Consider the following 13242-nt stretch of genomic DNA (forward strand, 5'->3'; position numbering starts at 1 on the left):
TGCTCCTCGGATTGCGTATGCGTCCGACTCCGGCAACGCACCGGTCAGCCAGGATCTTCCCACTCGCCGTATTCGACCGCGTCCCACATTCCCGCCACCGCCACCGCGACCCGTTCGGGGCGTTCGATCTGGGCGATATGTCCCACCTCGGGCAGCATCAGCAGCCGCCCCAGGCGCAGCGACCGGACCGTCCGGCCCGCCAGCCGCGGCGCGACCAGCCGGTCCCGGTCGCCCCAGACCACCAGCGTGGGCGCCGGCACCCGCCGGGCCACCGCCCACAGCGACCCGCTGCCCGTGCGCAGCCACATCGCGAGCATGCCCAGCGTGGCCATGGCCAGCGCCTCGCTCGCCCATTCCAGCTGCGCGCGGGCGACGATCTCGTCGGCGGCCTCGTCGAGCCGGTGCTCGAGCGCGAGCGACGGGTCGCCGAAGCACAGCCGCACGACCTGCTCGGCGCGGGCGCGCGGGCCGGTCGCGGCGAGCCAGGCGCGGGCGCGGCGCCCGATCCCGGGCAGCATCGCCAGCGCCATCAGCGGGTCGGACATCCGGCGCGGGTCGGGACGGAGGTCGGGCATGGCCGGGGAGATCAGCGTGAGCGTGCGCACGAGGTCTGGTCGCCGGGCGGCGACGGCCAGCGCCACCGCGCCACCGAGGGAGTTGCCGAGCAGATGCACCGGCCGCTCGCGATCGGCGAGGAACCCCAGCAGGGCCTCGGCGTGCGCAGCAGGCGTGTATCCGCGGGAGACGAGCGGGCGCGAAAGCCCGAACCCGGGAAGGTCGACGGCGAGGCCCGCGGCGCGCGGGGCCAGCAACCCGGCGAGATCAGTCCAGTTCGTGGCCGAGCCCGAGAGCCCGTGCACATAGACGGCCTCGGGCAGGCTCGCGGGCCCCGGGGTCTCCCGCACGTGCATCGTGACCCCGCCGGACGTGACCTCGCGACCCGGCCATGGCGGCTGATTCGGGTCGAACGCGCCGAGCGTGGCCGGGTCGGCGAGTGGCGCCGACGAGCCGGACGACGCCGGAGCGAGGCGGAGGAGACGGCCGGGCATGAGATCGCCGTACGACCGATCACGGACCCGGCGCCGCGGCCGTGGCGGGTTGCAGATGCAGCGTGGCGAACAGCAACGACTGGGCGAGCAGATCGGTCCGCTCGTGCCGGGTGCGGCAGCGCCGCGTGCTGACCTCGACGACGACGGTGCCTCCCGCCTGCGCGAACGGCCCCGCGGCCAGCCGCTCGCACACCTCGGCGCACGGCTGGGACCCCAGGCCGGGTACCAGATGCTCATCGCGGGCGGCGCCGCTGCCATCGGAGAGGTGCAGGTGGGCCAGGCGGTCGCCGATGCGATCGAGCATCGCGAGCGCGTCGGAGCCGGACGCGGCCGTATGCGAGAGGTCGAGAGTGAAGTGGCGGTATCCGTTCCCGCTGGGGTCGAACCCGGGGTCGTAGGGGTCGACCCGCAGCGCACCGCGAACGACCGGGAACATGTTTTCCACCGCCAGCCGCACGCCGCGGCGCTCGCCCGCTCGCACCGTCTCGTCGGCGAACCGGCCGGCGTACTGGCGCTGCCAGCGGAACGGGGGATGCACCACCACCGTGCCCGCCCCGAGATCCGCCGCCGCGGCCACCGAGCGGCGGAGCCGGATGATGGGGTCGGCGCTCCACACCCGCTGGGTGATCGCCAGGCAGGGCGCGTGCACTGCGCGGACCGGGACGCCATACCGGTCGGCCAGCCGATGGACGGCCATGATGTCCTGGCTCACCGGGTCGTTCCAGATCATCAGCTCGACGCCTGCGTAGCCGAGCTCCGCAGCGATCTCGAACGCGGCCTCGACCGGCTCCGGGTACACCGAGGCCGTCGAGAGCGCGACGGGCGGTACCACCGGACCGGCCATCGCGTCACCGACCGAGCAGCACGAGAATCGCCGGGGACACGGTCAGCAACAGCCCGACCAGCACCGCGAAGATCGTGGTGCGCAGGTCGTCGTTGCGCAGCAACGTCCGGACGCCGAGTACGAGCCCGACGGTGACCAGCACCGCCGCCGCGAGCGCGACGACCGGCAGGTTGAACCACAGGAAGCGGAAACCGACCCACAGCCCCGCTCCGACGAGCGCACCCGCGATCCATTGCGCAACCACCCCGGCCCAGGCCGCACCGTTGGACTCCTCCTCGCGGGGACGGCCGAGTCGGCGCGCCGACTGGTCGTCGGCCGCATCGAGGTCCGGGTGCAGCTCTGTCTGCAGGTCGACGTCGGCGGGCAGGCCCGCGGGGTGATCGTCGTAGGGATCGAGCCGCGCCGCCTGGGTCGGAGGGCCTGGGTCGACGGCGGCGTCGGCGCTGCGGGCCCGGCCCTGCCGGCCCCGGTCACCGGCCTCGTCATGGCCGCCGTTCTCGTCGTCGGCGCTGTCGTACCCGGCGCTGTCGTAACCGTCGTCGTAGTCGGCGCTGTCGTAGTCGTCGTCCGCGAGCGGCGGGGCGCCGAGCATGGTTGGCGGGCCGCCATCGGCGTCGTCGCGGGTCGGTGTCATCTGGCCATGCGCCGGGAGGGCGGTGGTCGCTTCGCCCCGACAGGGACCGATCGGACCGGTGAGGTCCTCGTCCGGTGGCCGGGACACGGGCATCGGGACGTCCCGGAGCCGCGGCAACTGCTCGGTGGGCCGCTCGGGCGGCGCCGAGGGTGCGGCGAACCGCGGACGGGGCTGTTCCGGTGCACCCACCGGTGGACGTGTGTGGCCGCCGTTGATCGAGGAACCGTTCGGCGCCGGCGACGGAACATTCGGGGGCGAAAAAACGGGAGGAGCAGGGGTGGCGGCGCCGGGCCTGCGGGCCGGCCCGGGCGCCGGAGGCCGCGGCGGCAGCTCCGCGGGGCCCTCGGCTCTGTCTCCGGGGTGGTTCCAGCCGGGTTCGGAGGCCGCGGCGCGACGTCCGGGCGGCGGATACTGACCGGAGGCCGGCGGGGTCGTGCGCAACCCGGCCGGCTGAGCGGTGTCGTCCGCCCCGTCTGCGTCGCGCCGCCGCCGGCGGCGGCCGGTCACGGGCCCGCCGTTCTCGGCAAGCAGCTCCGCAACCGTGCGCTGGCGCGGCGGGTTGGTCTCTGCACTCATCCGCTACACCGTGCCTCGAACGACGTCAAGGGTCCAAGCGTTCCCGCCGAGTTCTGCGCCGAACGGTCCTTCCGGTCCGATCCATTGTGTGCAGCGGGCTGCCGGCCACGCCACGGGCGGTCCGCTTCTCGACCACGCCGGTCCGCGCCCCGTCCGTCGAGCGGAGCAGCCATGGGCCCGACGGCCCCCACCAGCGGGTGGAAGGTGGGAGGCACGCCATCTACACCCGGACACATGCGACCAGGTTACTGTTGAGTTGCGATCTTGTCTCGACCGCGTCCGCCGGCATGCACGCTCTGCATCGGGTTCGCCCGAGTGGCGGTTCGACGAAGCAAGATCCAGATCACGGCTGGTCGGTTCAGTCCTCGAACTTGTAGCCGAGCCCGCGGACGGTGACGAGATGCCGTGGCGCCGAAGGGTCGGCCTCGACCTTGGAGCGCAACCGCTTGACGTGCACGTCGAGCGTCTTGGTGTCCCCGACGTAGTCGGCGCCCCACACCCGGTCGATGAGCTGCCCCCGGGTCAGCACCCGGCCCACGTTGCGCAGCAGGTACTCGAGCAGGTCGAACTCCTTGAGCGGCAGCGATATCTCCTCGCCGTTGACGCAGACCACGTGCCGCTCGACGTCCATCCGGACCGAGCCGGCCTCGAGCACGCCGGGCAGGCCGTCCACCTCCGGGCCGCCGTCGCCGCCGCGGCGGAGCACGGCGCGCACCCGCGCGATGAGCTCGCGCGCGGAGTAGGGCTTGGTCACGTAGTCATCGGCGCCGAGCTCGAGCCCGACGACCTTGTCGATCTCGCTGTCCCGCGCGGTCACCATGATCACCGGGACCGCGGAGCGGGAGCGCAGCGCCTTGCACACGTCGGTTCCGCTCATCCCCGGGAGCATGAGGTCGAGCAGCACGATGTCGGCGCCGTTGCGGTCGAACTCCTCCAGGGCGGTCTGCCCGGTCGTGGCCACCGCGGTGGTGAAGCCCTCCCTGCGCAGCAGGAACGCCAGCGGATCGGCGAAGGACTCCTCGTCCTCCACGATCAGCACCCTGGCCATGTCGGTCCTCCAGCTCTCTCGGCGGTCCGTGCCGAGTCAGGCGGTGTGGTGAGCGGCGCGCCATCGCCGGCATCGGGCTCCTGGTCCGTGTCGTTCACGGCGTCGCCGGCCGGCAGCCGCATCGTGAAGGTGGAGCCGGTTCCGGGCCGGCTCCACAGCCGGACCTCGCCCCCGTGGTTCGCGAGCACGTGCTTGACGATGGCCAGCCCCAACCCGGTACCGCCGGTGGCTCGCGAGCGGGCGGGATCGACGCGGAAGAACCGCTCGAACACCCGCTTCTGGTGTTCCGGGGCGATTCCGATGCCGCGGTCGGTGACGGCGACCTCGATCAGCTCGCCGCTGCGCCGCCGCGTCACCGATACCGAGGCGCCCTGCGGTGAATACGCGATCGCGTTCTCGACGAGGTTGGACAGCGCGGTGACGAGCAGCGTCTGGTCCCCGTCGACCACGAGCCCGGACGACGAGTCGACGGTGATGGCGATGCCGGCGGACTCGGCCGACAGTCGGCATCGGGTCAGCGCCTCCCGCACCACCTCGTCGATCTCGACGGCCGCGAGTTCGGGAAGCCGCTCCGCCCCGGTCAGCCGGGACAGCGCGATCAGCTCGGTGACGAGGTTGCCGAGCCGGGCAGCCTCGTGGAGGATCTTGGACCCGAAGCGGCGAACCTCATCCGGGTCATCGGCCGCGTCGAGAACGGCCTCGGTGAGCAGCCCGACCGCGCCGACCGGAGTCTTGAGCTCGTGGCTGACGTTGGCCACGAAGTCCCGCCGGGTGGCCTCCAACCGGACGGCTTCGGACGTGTCGGCCGCCTCCACCACGGTGAACCCATCGCCGAGCGAGCGCACCGTGGCCAGCACGGCGGCGGGCTCCCGGCCGCGATACGCCAGCGGCGAGAGGTCGACGTCCCGTGGCGTCCCCTTCCGCAGAACCTGCTGGCAGACCGCCCATGCGCGGGCGTCCGGAAGGCCCGAATGCACGACGCCGAGATCGGCGGCGCGCGGGTTGTGCAACACGACGTCGCCGGTGTCCGACAGCACCGCGAGCCCGGCTCCGGAGGAGCGGAACACCCGCTGCAGCAGATCGGCCAGCGTCGGCATCCGTTCGTCGTCGCGGCGCCGGGAACGGTTGCGGGCTCGCTTCCCGCCCCAGACGACGCCGACCATGAGGCCGAGCCCGAGGGCCGCGGCCGCCAGCAGCGAGCAGGCCAGGGCGGTCACGGCGGCATCGTAGGCAGCGGGGGGCCGAGGCGGCAGCCCAAAGTGGCAGTAGTGACGGTGCCAACTTTTCTGAATGACACATTTCCGTCACTGTTTACTACCCGTTCACCAACCCGCGGCGGAGTGGCCGGAAAGACGTCAGCGCCCCTGGTTCGCGACCGCCTTGATCGCGGCTGCCGCGGCATCGGGATCCAGATAGGTCCCACCCGCAACGGTCGGACGCAGCTCGTCGTCGAGGTCGTAGCGCAGCGGGATGCCGGTCGGAATGTTCAGCTCGGCGATATCGGCGTCGGAGATCCCGTCGAGGTGCTTGACGAGCGCCCGCAGCGAGTTGCCGTGCGCCGCGATCAGGACCGTTCGTCCGGCGCGCAGGTCCGGCACGATCGCCGACTCCCAGTACGGCAGGAAGCGCGCGACGACGTCGGCCAGGCATTCGGTGCGGGGCAGGGCCTCGCCGAGGTCCGCGTAGCGCGGGTCTGCGTCCTGGGAGAACTCGGAGCCGAGCTCGATCGGCGGCGGGGGGACGTCGTAGGAGCGGCGCCAGAGCTTGAACTGCTCCTCGCCGTAGGCCTCCTGGGTCTGCTTCTTGTTCTTCCCCTGCAGCGCGCCGTAGTGCCGCTCGTTGAGCCGCCAGTCGCGATGCACAGGGATCCAGTGCCGGTCGGCCACGTCCAGCGCGAGGTTGGCCGTGGAGATCGCTCGGCGAAGCAGGGAGGTGTGCACCACGTCGGGGAGCAATCCGGCCTCGCGCATCATCTCACCACCGCGGCGAGCCTCCTTCTCGCCGAGTTCGGAGAGCGGTACGTCGACCCATCCGGTGAACAGGTTCTCGGCGTTCCACACGCTCTGCCCGTGCCGGAGCAGCACCAGAATTCCCATGGGCCCAGCTTGCCAGCCCCGGGCCGGGGCGAGCAGGACCGATCCGGTCAGCCCATGGCGGTGTCGGTCACGGCCTTGCAGGCCCCCGGGATCGGGATCACCCCGGGCTCCGCCGCCAGCCGCGACAGCGCCGCCTGGCAGATGTCGCGCAGCTGACCGACCTGCTCGGGGGTCAGCCGGTCGAACAGGTTCTCCCGGACGCAGTGCACGTGCCCCGGCGCCGCCGCGGCGAGCGCGGCGTACCCCGCGCTCGTGAGCTCCGCGAGCGTGCTGCGCCCGTCGTCGGGGCAGGGACGGCGGCGCACCCACCCGTTGCGTTCGAGCCGGGCCACCGCGTGCGAGAGCCGGCTCTGCGAGCTGTGGGTGATCGAGGCGAGGTCGCTCATCCGCAGCGTGCGGCCGGGCACCTCCGAGAGCATCGCGAGGATCCGGTAGTAGGCGTGCGGCATGCCGGCGTCGCGCTGCAGCTGACGGTCGAGTGCGGCCTCGAGCAGTGACACCATGGCTACGAACGACAACCAGGCGCCGCGTTCGTCGGGGTTCAGCCAGCGGGTGTCGTCGTCCACGGCGTCGAGACTACCGGAATAACTTGAACTCTCATCTGTTTGGTCCTATCGTACTTCGTTGAACGCTCAATTTTCTCGGAGGCTCCGATGCCCGTGCAGCGCCTGAACCACGCCGTCCTCTACGTCCGCGACGTCGACCGCAGCGTCGCCTTCTACAGCGAGGCCCTCGGCTTCCGCACCAAGGTCTCCATCCCCGGCCGGGCCGCCTTCCTGCAGGCCGAGGACTCCACGAACGACCACGATCTGGGCCTGTTCGCGATCGGGGCGAACGCGGGCGCCTCGCAGGCCGGGCGCGCGACCGTCGGGCTCTACCACCTGGCCTGGGAGGTCGACACCCTCGCCGAGCTCAAGCGCATCGCGGGCGTGCTTGCCGAACACGGCGCGCTCGTCGGCGCCTCGGACCACGGCACCACCAAGGCGATCTACGCGCAGGATCCCGACGGCCTCGAGTTCGAGGTCAGCTGGCTCGTCCCGGCCGATCGACTTCCCGAGCACGTCGAGATGACGACGCAACCGCTCGACCTCGAGGCCGAGATCGCCCGGTACGGCGCCGAGACCCGCGGCGGGATCGGCGTCTCCGTTCCCGTCTCGCCCTGACCCGGTTGCAGTGCGGGTCGGCCCGCGCGAACGGGCCGACCCGCACGACGTCGGCACGGTCGATATGCCAGAACGACCACCAACGCCGCCTCCTAGTAGTTGCAAGAGACTTGCAAAAGTGTAGCGGGGTGCCGGCTGCTGATGTCGGAACCCTCGTTGCCCTTGACCCGGTACCCGGGTACAGGGTTCATGCTGGGCGGGTGCGGACGAGCGAGGTGGCCGCGCGGGCACGGGTGAACCCGCAGACGTTGCAGTACTACGAGCGGCGAGGGTTGTTACCGGAGCCGGATCGATCCTCGTCGGGGTACCGCGCGTACGGCCCGCAGGCGGTGCGCATCGTGCGGTTCATCAAGAGGGCACAGCAGCTGGGCTTCGCGCTCGACGACGTGGAGTCGCTGTTGCATCTGGCCGAGGGTGGGCCAGACAGCTGCGACGCGGTGCGTGCGATGGCGGTGGAGATGGTGCACACCGAGGGCTGCCCGCACGCCGCGGACTACCTGCCCCGGCTGCGGCGGCTGGTGGCCGACTCCGGCCGCACCGAACCGGTCCGGGTGCGGGTCGTCAACGACCCGGACCAGGCGCGGCAGGAGCGGTTCCTCGGCTCGCCCACCATCCGGGTCGACGGCCGCGACGTCGACCCGGGCGCCGACGAGCGGCGGGACTCCGGCTTGAGCTGCCGGCTCTACGCCGGCCCGGACGGGCTGCGCGGCACCCCGCCCGACGAGTGGGTGCTGAGCCTCCTGCGCCCGCGCCGGCCGCCGACCGCCGACCGCCGACCGCCGACCGCCGACCGGGAGGAGCATCCCCTCCCCGGCCGGCTGTTCGGCGGGATCGATGCCCTGCGCACCATCGTGATCAACCGGGGCCGGCACGAACGGGGCCGGCTCGGCGCGCTGCTGCGCCGTATCGACCACTACCTGCCGTAGTGCTGTGCCACCGGGCGGACCGTGCTCATCCCACACGTGCTGCCGGATCGGTGCTCCGCCCGCCTGAAGGCTCGTACCTGAGCCGACGGCCGAGTGATCGCATCGCGATAGCGCCCAGCACCGGCCCGGGTGCGAGCAGCAGGAAGGCGTACCGCCAGCCGAGCTGAGCCGCCAACAAAGGGACGAGGTTCATGCTCACGACGGTCAGCAGGAAGCCGATCGCGGTCTGCGCAGTCAGAGCGGTACCGACGTAGCGGTGGTCGGCCACCTCACTCAGCGTGGTGGAGAACACGCCGGAGTCCGCGATCACCGCCGCGCCCCACACCAGCAGTACGGCGATGAGGACGGCCAGCGGCGCCCCATAGATCAGCGGGGACACCAGGCAGCAGGCACCGCTGACCACCAGCGCCGCCGTGGCCACTGGAGCGCGGCCGTACCGGTCCGCACCCACCCCTCCCACGACCGCGCCCACCGCGCCCGCGCAACCGATCACCACGAAGGCGATCACGCCGAGCACCGTTCGCGACGGGTCCGCCGTGCCACCGGCCGCGAGACCGGCCAGCAGGAACGACGGCAGCCACGTCCATAGGGCGTAGAGCTCCCACATGTGGCCGAAGTACCCCAGGTTGGCCAGCAGGGGGCCGCGCTCCCGGAACATCTCGATCGCATACCGAGGGTTGAGCCGCGCACCCGCCGCACCGATGTGCGGCCCCTGCCGCACCAGAAGCCCGGCCACCACCGCGGCGACCACCCCCAGCACGGCGGAGGCGAACAGGACGGCTTGCCACGGCAGCCTGCCGAACCCGTTGATCAGGTGGGGTAACGATGATCCCAGGGTGAGCGCGCCGACCAGGACCCCCAGCGCCTGCCCCCTGCCCGACACCCCGAACCAGGACGCCATCAGCTTCATTCCCACGGGATAGATACCGGCGAGGCACGCGCCTGTGACCAGTCGGAGTGCCACCGCGGTCGCGAATCCATCGGCGAGGACCGGGACGGCCGCGGTGCTCGCCGCCGCGGCGAGTGCGCTACCCATGGTGACGTACTGGGGCGGGAAGCGGTCCGGCAGGTTGAGCAGGGTCGAGACGGCCGCTCCGATCACGAAGCCGACCTGCACCGAGGCCGTCAGCCACACCGCCTGGAGGTCGCCGATATGCCAGGCCTCGCGCAGGGCGGGCACGACCGCGGAGGCGGAGAACCACATGACCATGCCCAGCACCTGCACTGCCGCGATCAGTCCCAGCTGGACATGACGACTGCCGAGGGTCATCGACTATCCCGTCGCCTTTCGTGCGGTCGACTCCCGCGGGGAACGCCACCGAGAGCCCGGTGTGAAAGGGGCGGGCCTCGCGGTGTGCGGGCCCCACCCCTGCGAGCGGAGTGGCTACTTGAGGGTGGTCGTGACGGGGACCGGGTTGGCGATCGTGTCACGGATGGGTGAACGCTCCTCCACGGCCTTGATCAGGTCTTCCAGCTGTGCGCGGGTGGCCGTGGGACTGACCAGCGACACCTCGATGTTGATGCTCTCGGCACCGGGGCGGACCTGCGGACCGACCCCGAGGAAGCCGGCCAGATTGATGTTGAAGTCCGTTTCGATCGTGAAGCTGTCGAGTTCGACATCCCGCAGAGCCGCGAGCGAGGTGATCGTGACCGCATAACAACCGATGAGGGCCTGCAGCACATACTCGGCCGGAGAGGTCGCCGTATCGTTGCCGCCCAAGCTGACGGGCTCATCGACCCGGAACGTGAACCGGCCGGACCGGGCCTGGTCGGTCTGCCCGGCCTGGGTCAGCGGACCGGTCCGGCCGTCAACGGCCAGGCCGCCGGCGGAGACGCCCGAGACCCGGAAGACGGCATGTCCGAGGTCGGGATTGCGGCGGACCGCCTCGGTGTTCTCCCGCAGCCCCTTCGCGTCGGCGTAGGGACGGGTGCCGTCGACCGCATTCCTTGTGGTCATGATGGTTCCTCTCGGGTGCTCGTGCTCGGCATGACATTTCATGGAGTGGAGTGGCTGATGGAGGTATCCGTCGCGAGGCAACAACTACCTACTAGTTGGTATATATGGGACAGAATTGGGCACAGCTCGGTCGGGGCGCGATCACGTTCGTGACGTTCAGGGGCGGAGCCTGGCGAGCGTGGTCGACACCACTTCATCGAAGAACTCGGTATCGGCCATCGACCGGGCCACGATCAACGCCCCCTGGAACGTGGACAGGATGGAACGTGCCGACCAGGCGGGATCGACGTCGACCCGCACCTCCGCCCGGGCCCCGCCCTCCGCCAGCGTTCGGGTCAGCCACGCGATGCTGGCTTCGAAGAAGCGATCGACCTCCGCCCGGACCCGTTCCGGTATCGCATCGGCCTCGGCGGCCAGCGCGCCGCACGGGCAGATCAGTCCGTGCGGCAGATCGGCCCGATAGAGCGTCGAGTAACGCTCCAGCTTGTCGAACGTGTCTCTACCGTCACGGCCGATCCGATCCATCTTGGCCAAGGACTGCGCCCGCCAGGAACTGACCAGCTCCGCGCCGAGGTCCTCCTTGGTGGGGAAATGGTAGTGAATGCTCGCCTTCCTGATCTTCACGGCGGAGGCCAGATCCGCATAGCTGAATGCGGAATAGCCACGACTGCGCACCAGCTCGGTTGCCGCGTCCAGCAATTTGGTTCGGGTATCGGCCACGCTCGAAGGCTACCTTCTAGAAGGTAGACAAACAAGGACCGGCTCGGTGTCCGGTTGGCACGGGCACGCGACGCGGCCACACTCATGCGGATGGAGCCCCCGGGCGGCGAGACCCGGCGCCAGGCGCGGACGGTCGAGATCATGCTGGCGGTCGCCCTGGGAACCGCTGTCTTCGTGGCGCCGGCCGCGGGCTTCTGGCGCGTTCGCTGGGCGCTCGGCCTCACGGGCCCGGGTTGGGACGTCGCGGCCAGCGCCGTGGTCCGGGGCGCCGCGGCGCTGGGATTGCTCATGACCGTCTGGTGGCTGGTGCGGGCTCGCGACCGTGGACTGTGAACCGACCGCCTGAGAGTGTTGGCTGATCGGCACGCCGTCGACAAATATCGGCTGACGACAGCCGCGTTCGTGACGCATGTCGGCGGGGAAGGGACGGCGCCCGATGAGTGACCATCCCGGGATAGCGGCGGCCGGCGGCCGACGATGGCGGGTCCCGATGCTCGCCCGCGACACGGACGAGCCCCATCGTGTCTCGACGTCCTTGGAGCTGCTGTTCGACCTGACGTTCGTCGTGGCCGTCGCCGCCGCGGCGGCGCAACTCGCCCATGCCATCGTCGAGAACCACGTGGCGGAGGGCCTGCCCGGCTACCTGATGGTGTTCTTCGCGATCTGGTGGGCGTGGATGAACTTCACCTGGTTCGCCTCCGCCTACGACTGCGACGACACACCCTACCGCCTGCTGACCCTCCTGCAGATGGGCGGGGTACTCGTGCTCGCGGCGGGCGTCCCGGCCGCCTTGAACGACAAGAACTTCACCGCGGTGACCATCGGCTACGTGATCATGCGCGTGGCCATGCTGATGCAGTGGTTGCGCGCCGCGCGCAACGATCCGGCACATCGAGCGGCCGCGCACCGGTACGCGCTCGGCACCGCCGCGGTGCAGATCGGCTGGCTCGTTCGGCTGGCGCTACCGGGGACCGCGGGATTCGTCGGCTTCCTGGTCCTCGTCGTCGCGGAGCTCGCGGTGCCCATGTGGGCCGAACGGCGCAGCGGCACGCCCTGGCACCCCCACCACATCGCGGAGCGCTACGGGCTGTTCACCATCATCGTGCTGGGCGAGAGCGTCCTGGCCGCGTCCCGCGCGCTCGCCCCGGCGGTTGCGGCGGGCGTCACCCGCGACACCGTCCTGGTCGGCGGCGGGAGCCTGATATTGCTGTTCGCCTGCTGGTGGCTGTACTTCCTCGCGCCGGCCGGGAAAGGTCTGGCCGAACACCGGGAGCGGTCCTTCTGGTGGGGGTACGGCCACTACGGGATCTTCGCCGGGCTCGCCGCACTCGGCGCGGGCTTGGAGGTGGTGGCGGAGACGCTGATCCACCCCATCGCCGCACCGGCCGGCGTCGCGGGGTTCGCCGTCGCCGTACCGGTCATGGTCTACCTGCTGCTCGTGTGGGCGTTGCACGCACCGCTGGAGGCGGCGCCCAACGAGAAGCTCGGCTACGTCCTCGCGGCCTGCGTCCTCCTGGGTGGGATCGGGGCGGCAACCGCCGTCGGGTTCGCGCTGCCCTGGGCGGTTGTCGCCATGAGCGTCCCGGTCTGGGCGGTCGTCGTGCTGCGGGTGGCCGCCGATCACCGCCACGCCCGTCGCGGAGTCGGCGCCTCGGCGTGAGCGGCGCCGGGTCAGCCCGGGCTGTCGCACCGTCCGTGCGCGGCGAACCAGCTGATCCAGCAACGTTGCCCACGGGTCTCGACGGCGCGGGGACGATAGTGCCGGCGGGTCCAGCTCACGGCGTCGGTTGATGGACGAACTGCGTCGCGGCCCGTGGTGGCTGCCGCGGCTGTCCCTGGTCGCGGTCTCGGCGACAGGCGCGGTGATAGGCCACGTCCTCGCCACCCGCGCGAGCCTGGAACCGTCGGGCACCGCCGTGCTCGGCCTGGCGCCGTTGGGCATCGATCCGGCTCACCAGGGACGCGGCGTCGGTACCGCGCTGATGCACGCGATCCTGGCTGCGGCCGAAGCCTGCGATGAGCCGCTGGTCGCGCTGCTCGGCGCCCCCGCCTACTACCGCCGGTTCGGCTTCAGTGCGGCCGCCGGGCACGGGATCGCGGCCCCGGACCCCACCTGGGCCGCGGCGTTTCAGGCGCGGGTGCTGTCCGGAACGGTCGTCCCCGGCCGATTCCGCTATGCGCCCCCATTCGATCGCCTCACCTGACCCACGCCGTGGGATGGTGGCCCGC

At 71.3% G+C, this 13242-nt stretch carries 15 protein-coding genes; 5 read left to right on the forward strand and 10 right to left on the reverse strand.

What is annotated here, in order from left to right; genetic code table 11:
- Positions 1-44 precede the first annotated feature (44 nt).
- The 7 genes from G567_RS0107915 to G567_RS0107945 form a co-directional block, all read right to left on the reverse strand.
- Positions 45-1049, reverse strand: a complete 1005-nt coding sequence (locus G567_RS0107915; RefSeq protein ID WP_028929564.1) for an alpha/beta fold hydrolase — start codon at positions 1047-1049, stop codon at positions 45-47.
- Between the two features lie 19 nt (positions 1050-1068).
- On the reverse strand, positions 1069-1893 hold the full coding sequence (locus tag G567_RS0107920; protein WP_028929565.1) for a sugar phosphate isomerase/epimerase family protein: 825 nt from the start codon (positions 1891-1893) through the stop codon (positions 1069-1071).
- Positions 1894-1897: 4 nt separating this feature from the next.
- The gene (locus G567_RS31900) at positions 1898-2527 is read right to left on the reverse strand and encodes a hypothetical protein (protein ID WP_147200933.1); all 630 of its coding nucleotides are present in this window, start codon (positions 2525-2527) and stop codon (positions 1898-1900) included.
- Between the two features lie 934 nt (positions 2528-3461).
- Positions 3462-4151 (reverse strand): response regulator transcription factor, encoded by a 690-nt coding sequence (locus G567_RS0107930; protein WP_028929567.1) that lies wholly within the window; start codon positions 4149-4151, stop codon positions 3462-3464.
- Complete coding sequence (locus tag G567_RS0107935) at positions 4136-5368, reverse strand: sensor histidine kinase (RefSeq protein WP_028929568.1); 1233 nt, start codon at positions 5366-5368, stop codon at positions 4136-4138. The genes G567_RS0107930 and G567_RS0107935 overlap by 16 nt, the downstream gene beginning before the upstream one ends.
- A 138-nt stretch (positions 5369-5506) precedes the next feature.
- A complete protein-coding gene (locus G567_RS0107940) occupies positions 5507-6247 on the reverse strand; it encodes a phosphoglyceromutase (RefSeq protein WP_037056306.1) in 741 nt (246 codons plus the stop codon).
- A gap of 47 nt (positions 6248-6294) precedes the next feature.
- Positions 6295-6813, reverse strand: a complete 519-nt coding sequence (locus G567_RS0107945) for a MarR family winged helix-turn-helix transcriptional regulator (RefSeq protein WP_028929570.1) — start codon at positions 6811-6813, stop codon at positions 6295-6297.
- 87 nt (positions 6814-6900) lie between these two features.
- Between G567_RS0107945 and G567_RS0107950 the strand changes: the two genes are divergently transcribed.
- Positions 6901-7410 (forward strand): VOC family protein, encoded by a 510-nt coding sequence (locus G567_RS0107950; protein WP_028929571.1) that lies wholly within the window; start codon positions 6901-6903, stop codon positions 7408-7410.
- Between the two features lie 200 nt (positions 7411-7610).
- The gene (locus G567_RS37340; RefSeq protein ID WP_147200934.1) at positions 7611-8336 is read left to right on the forward strand and encodes a DF family (seleno)protein; all 726 of its coding nucleotides are present in this window, start codon (positions 7611-7613) and stop codon (positions 8334-8336) included.
- A 25-nt stretch (positions 8337-8361) separates the two neighbouring features.
- Here G567_RS37340 and G567_RS27460 read toward each other — a convergent pair whose 3' ends face one another.
- The 3 genes from G567_RS27460 to G567_RS0107970 all read right to left on the reverse strand — a co-directional run bounded on the left by G567_RS27460 (position 8362) and on the right by G567_RS0107970 (position 11013).
- Complete coding sequence (locus G567_RS27460; RefSeq protein ID WP_051232557.1) at positions 8362-9606, reverse strand: MFS transporter; 1245 nt, start codon at positions 9604-9606, stop codon at positions 8362-8364.
- A 114-nt stretch (positions 9607-9720) separates the two neighbouring features.
- Entirely contained in the window at positions 9721-10293 is a 573-nt protein-coding gene (locus tag G567_RS0107965; RefSeq protein ID WP_028929572.1) for an OsmC family protein, read from the reverse strand.
- Between the two features lie 156 nt (positions 10294-10449).
- Positions 10450-11013: a TetR/AcrR family transcriptional regulator gene (locus G567_RS0107970; protein ID WP_028929573.1), complete on the reverse strand. Its 564-nt coding sequence runs from the start codon at positions 11011-11013 to the stop codon at positions 10450-10452.
- A gap of 90 nt (positions 11014-11103) precedes the next feature.
- Between G567_RS0107970 and G567_RS0107975 the strand changes: the two genes are divergently transcribed.
- The 3 genes from G567_RS0107975 to G567_RS27470 all read left to right on the forward strand — a co-directional run bounded on the left by G567_RS0107975 (position 11104) and on the right by G567_RS27470 (position 13217).
- Complete coding sequence (locus tag G567_RS0107975; RefSeq protein ID WP_147200935.1) at positions 11104-11346, forward strand: hypothetical protein; 243 nt, start codon at positions 11104-11106, stop codon at positions 11344-11346.
- 103 nt (positions 11347-11449) lie between these two features.
- Entirely contained in the window at positions 11450-12673 is a 1224-nt protein-coding gene (locus G567_RS27465) for a low temperature requirement protein A (protein ID WP_028929575.1), read from the forward strand.
- Between the two features lie 130 nt (positions 12674-12803).
- On the forward strand, positions 12804-13217 hold the full coding sequence (locus tag G567_RS27470) for a GNAT family N-acetyltransferase (RefSeq protein ID WP_051232562.1): 414 nt from the start codon (positions 12804-12806) through the stop codon (positions 13215-13217).
- Positions 13218-13242: the final 25 nt, after the last annotated feature.

It is taken from the genome of Pseudonocardia asaccharolytica DSM 44247 = NBRC 16224 (assembly GCF_000423625.1).
Taxonomy (GTDB): domain Bacteria; phylum Actinomycetota; class Actinomycetes; order Mycobacteriales; family Pseudonocardiaceae; genus Pseudonocardia; species Pseudonocardia asaccharolytica.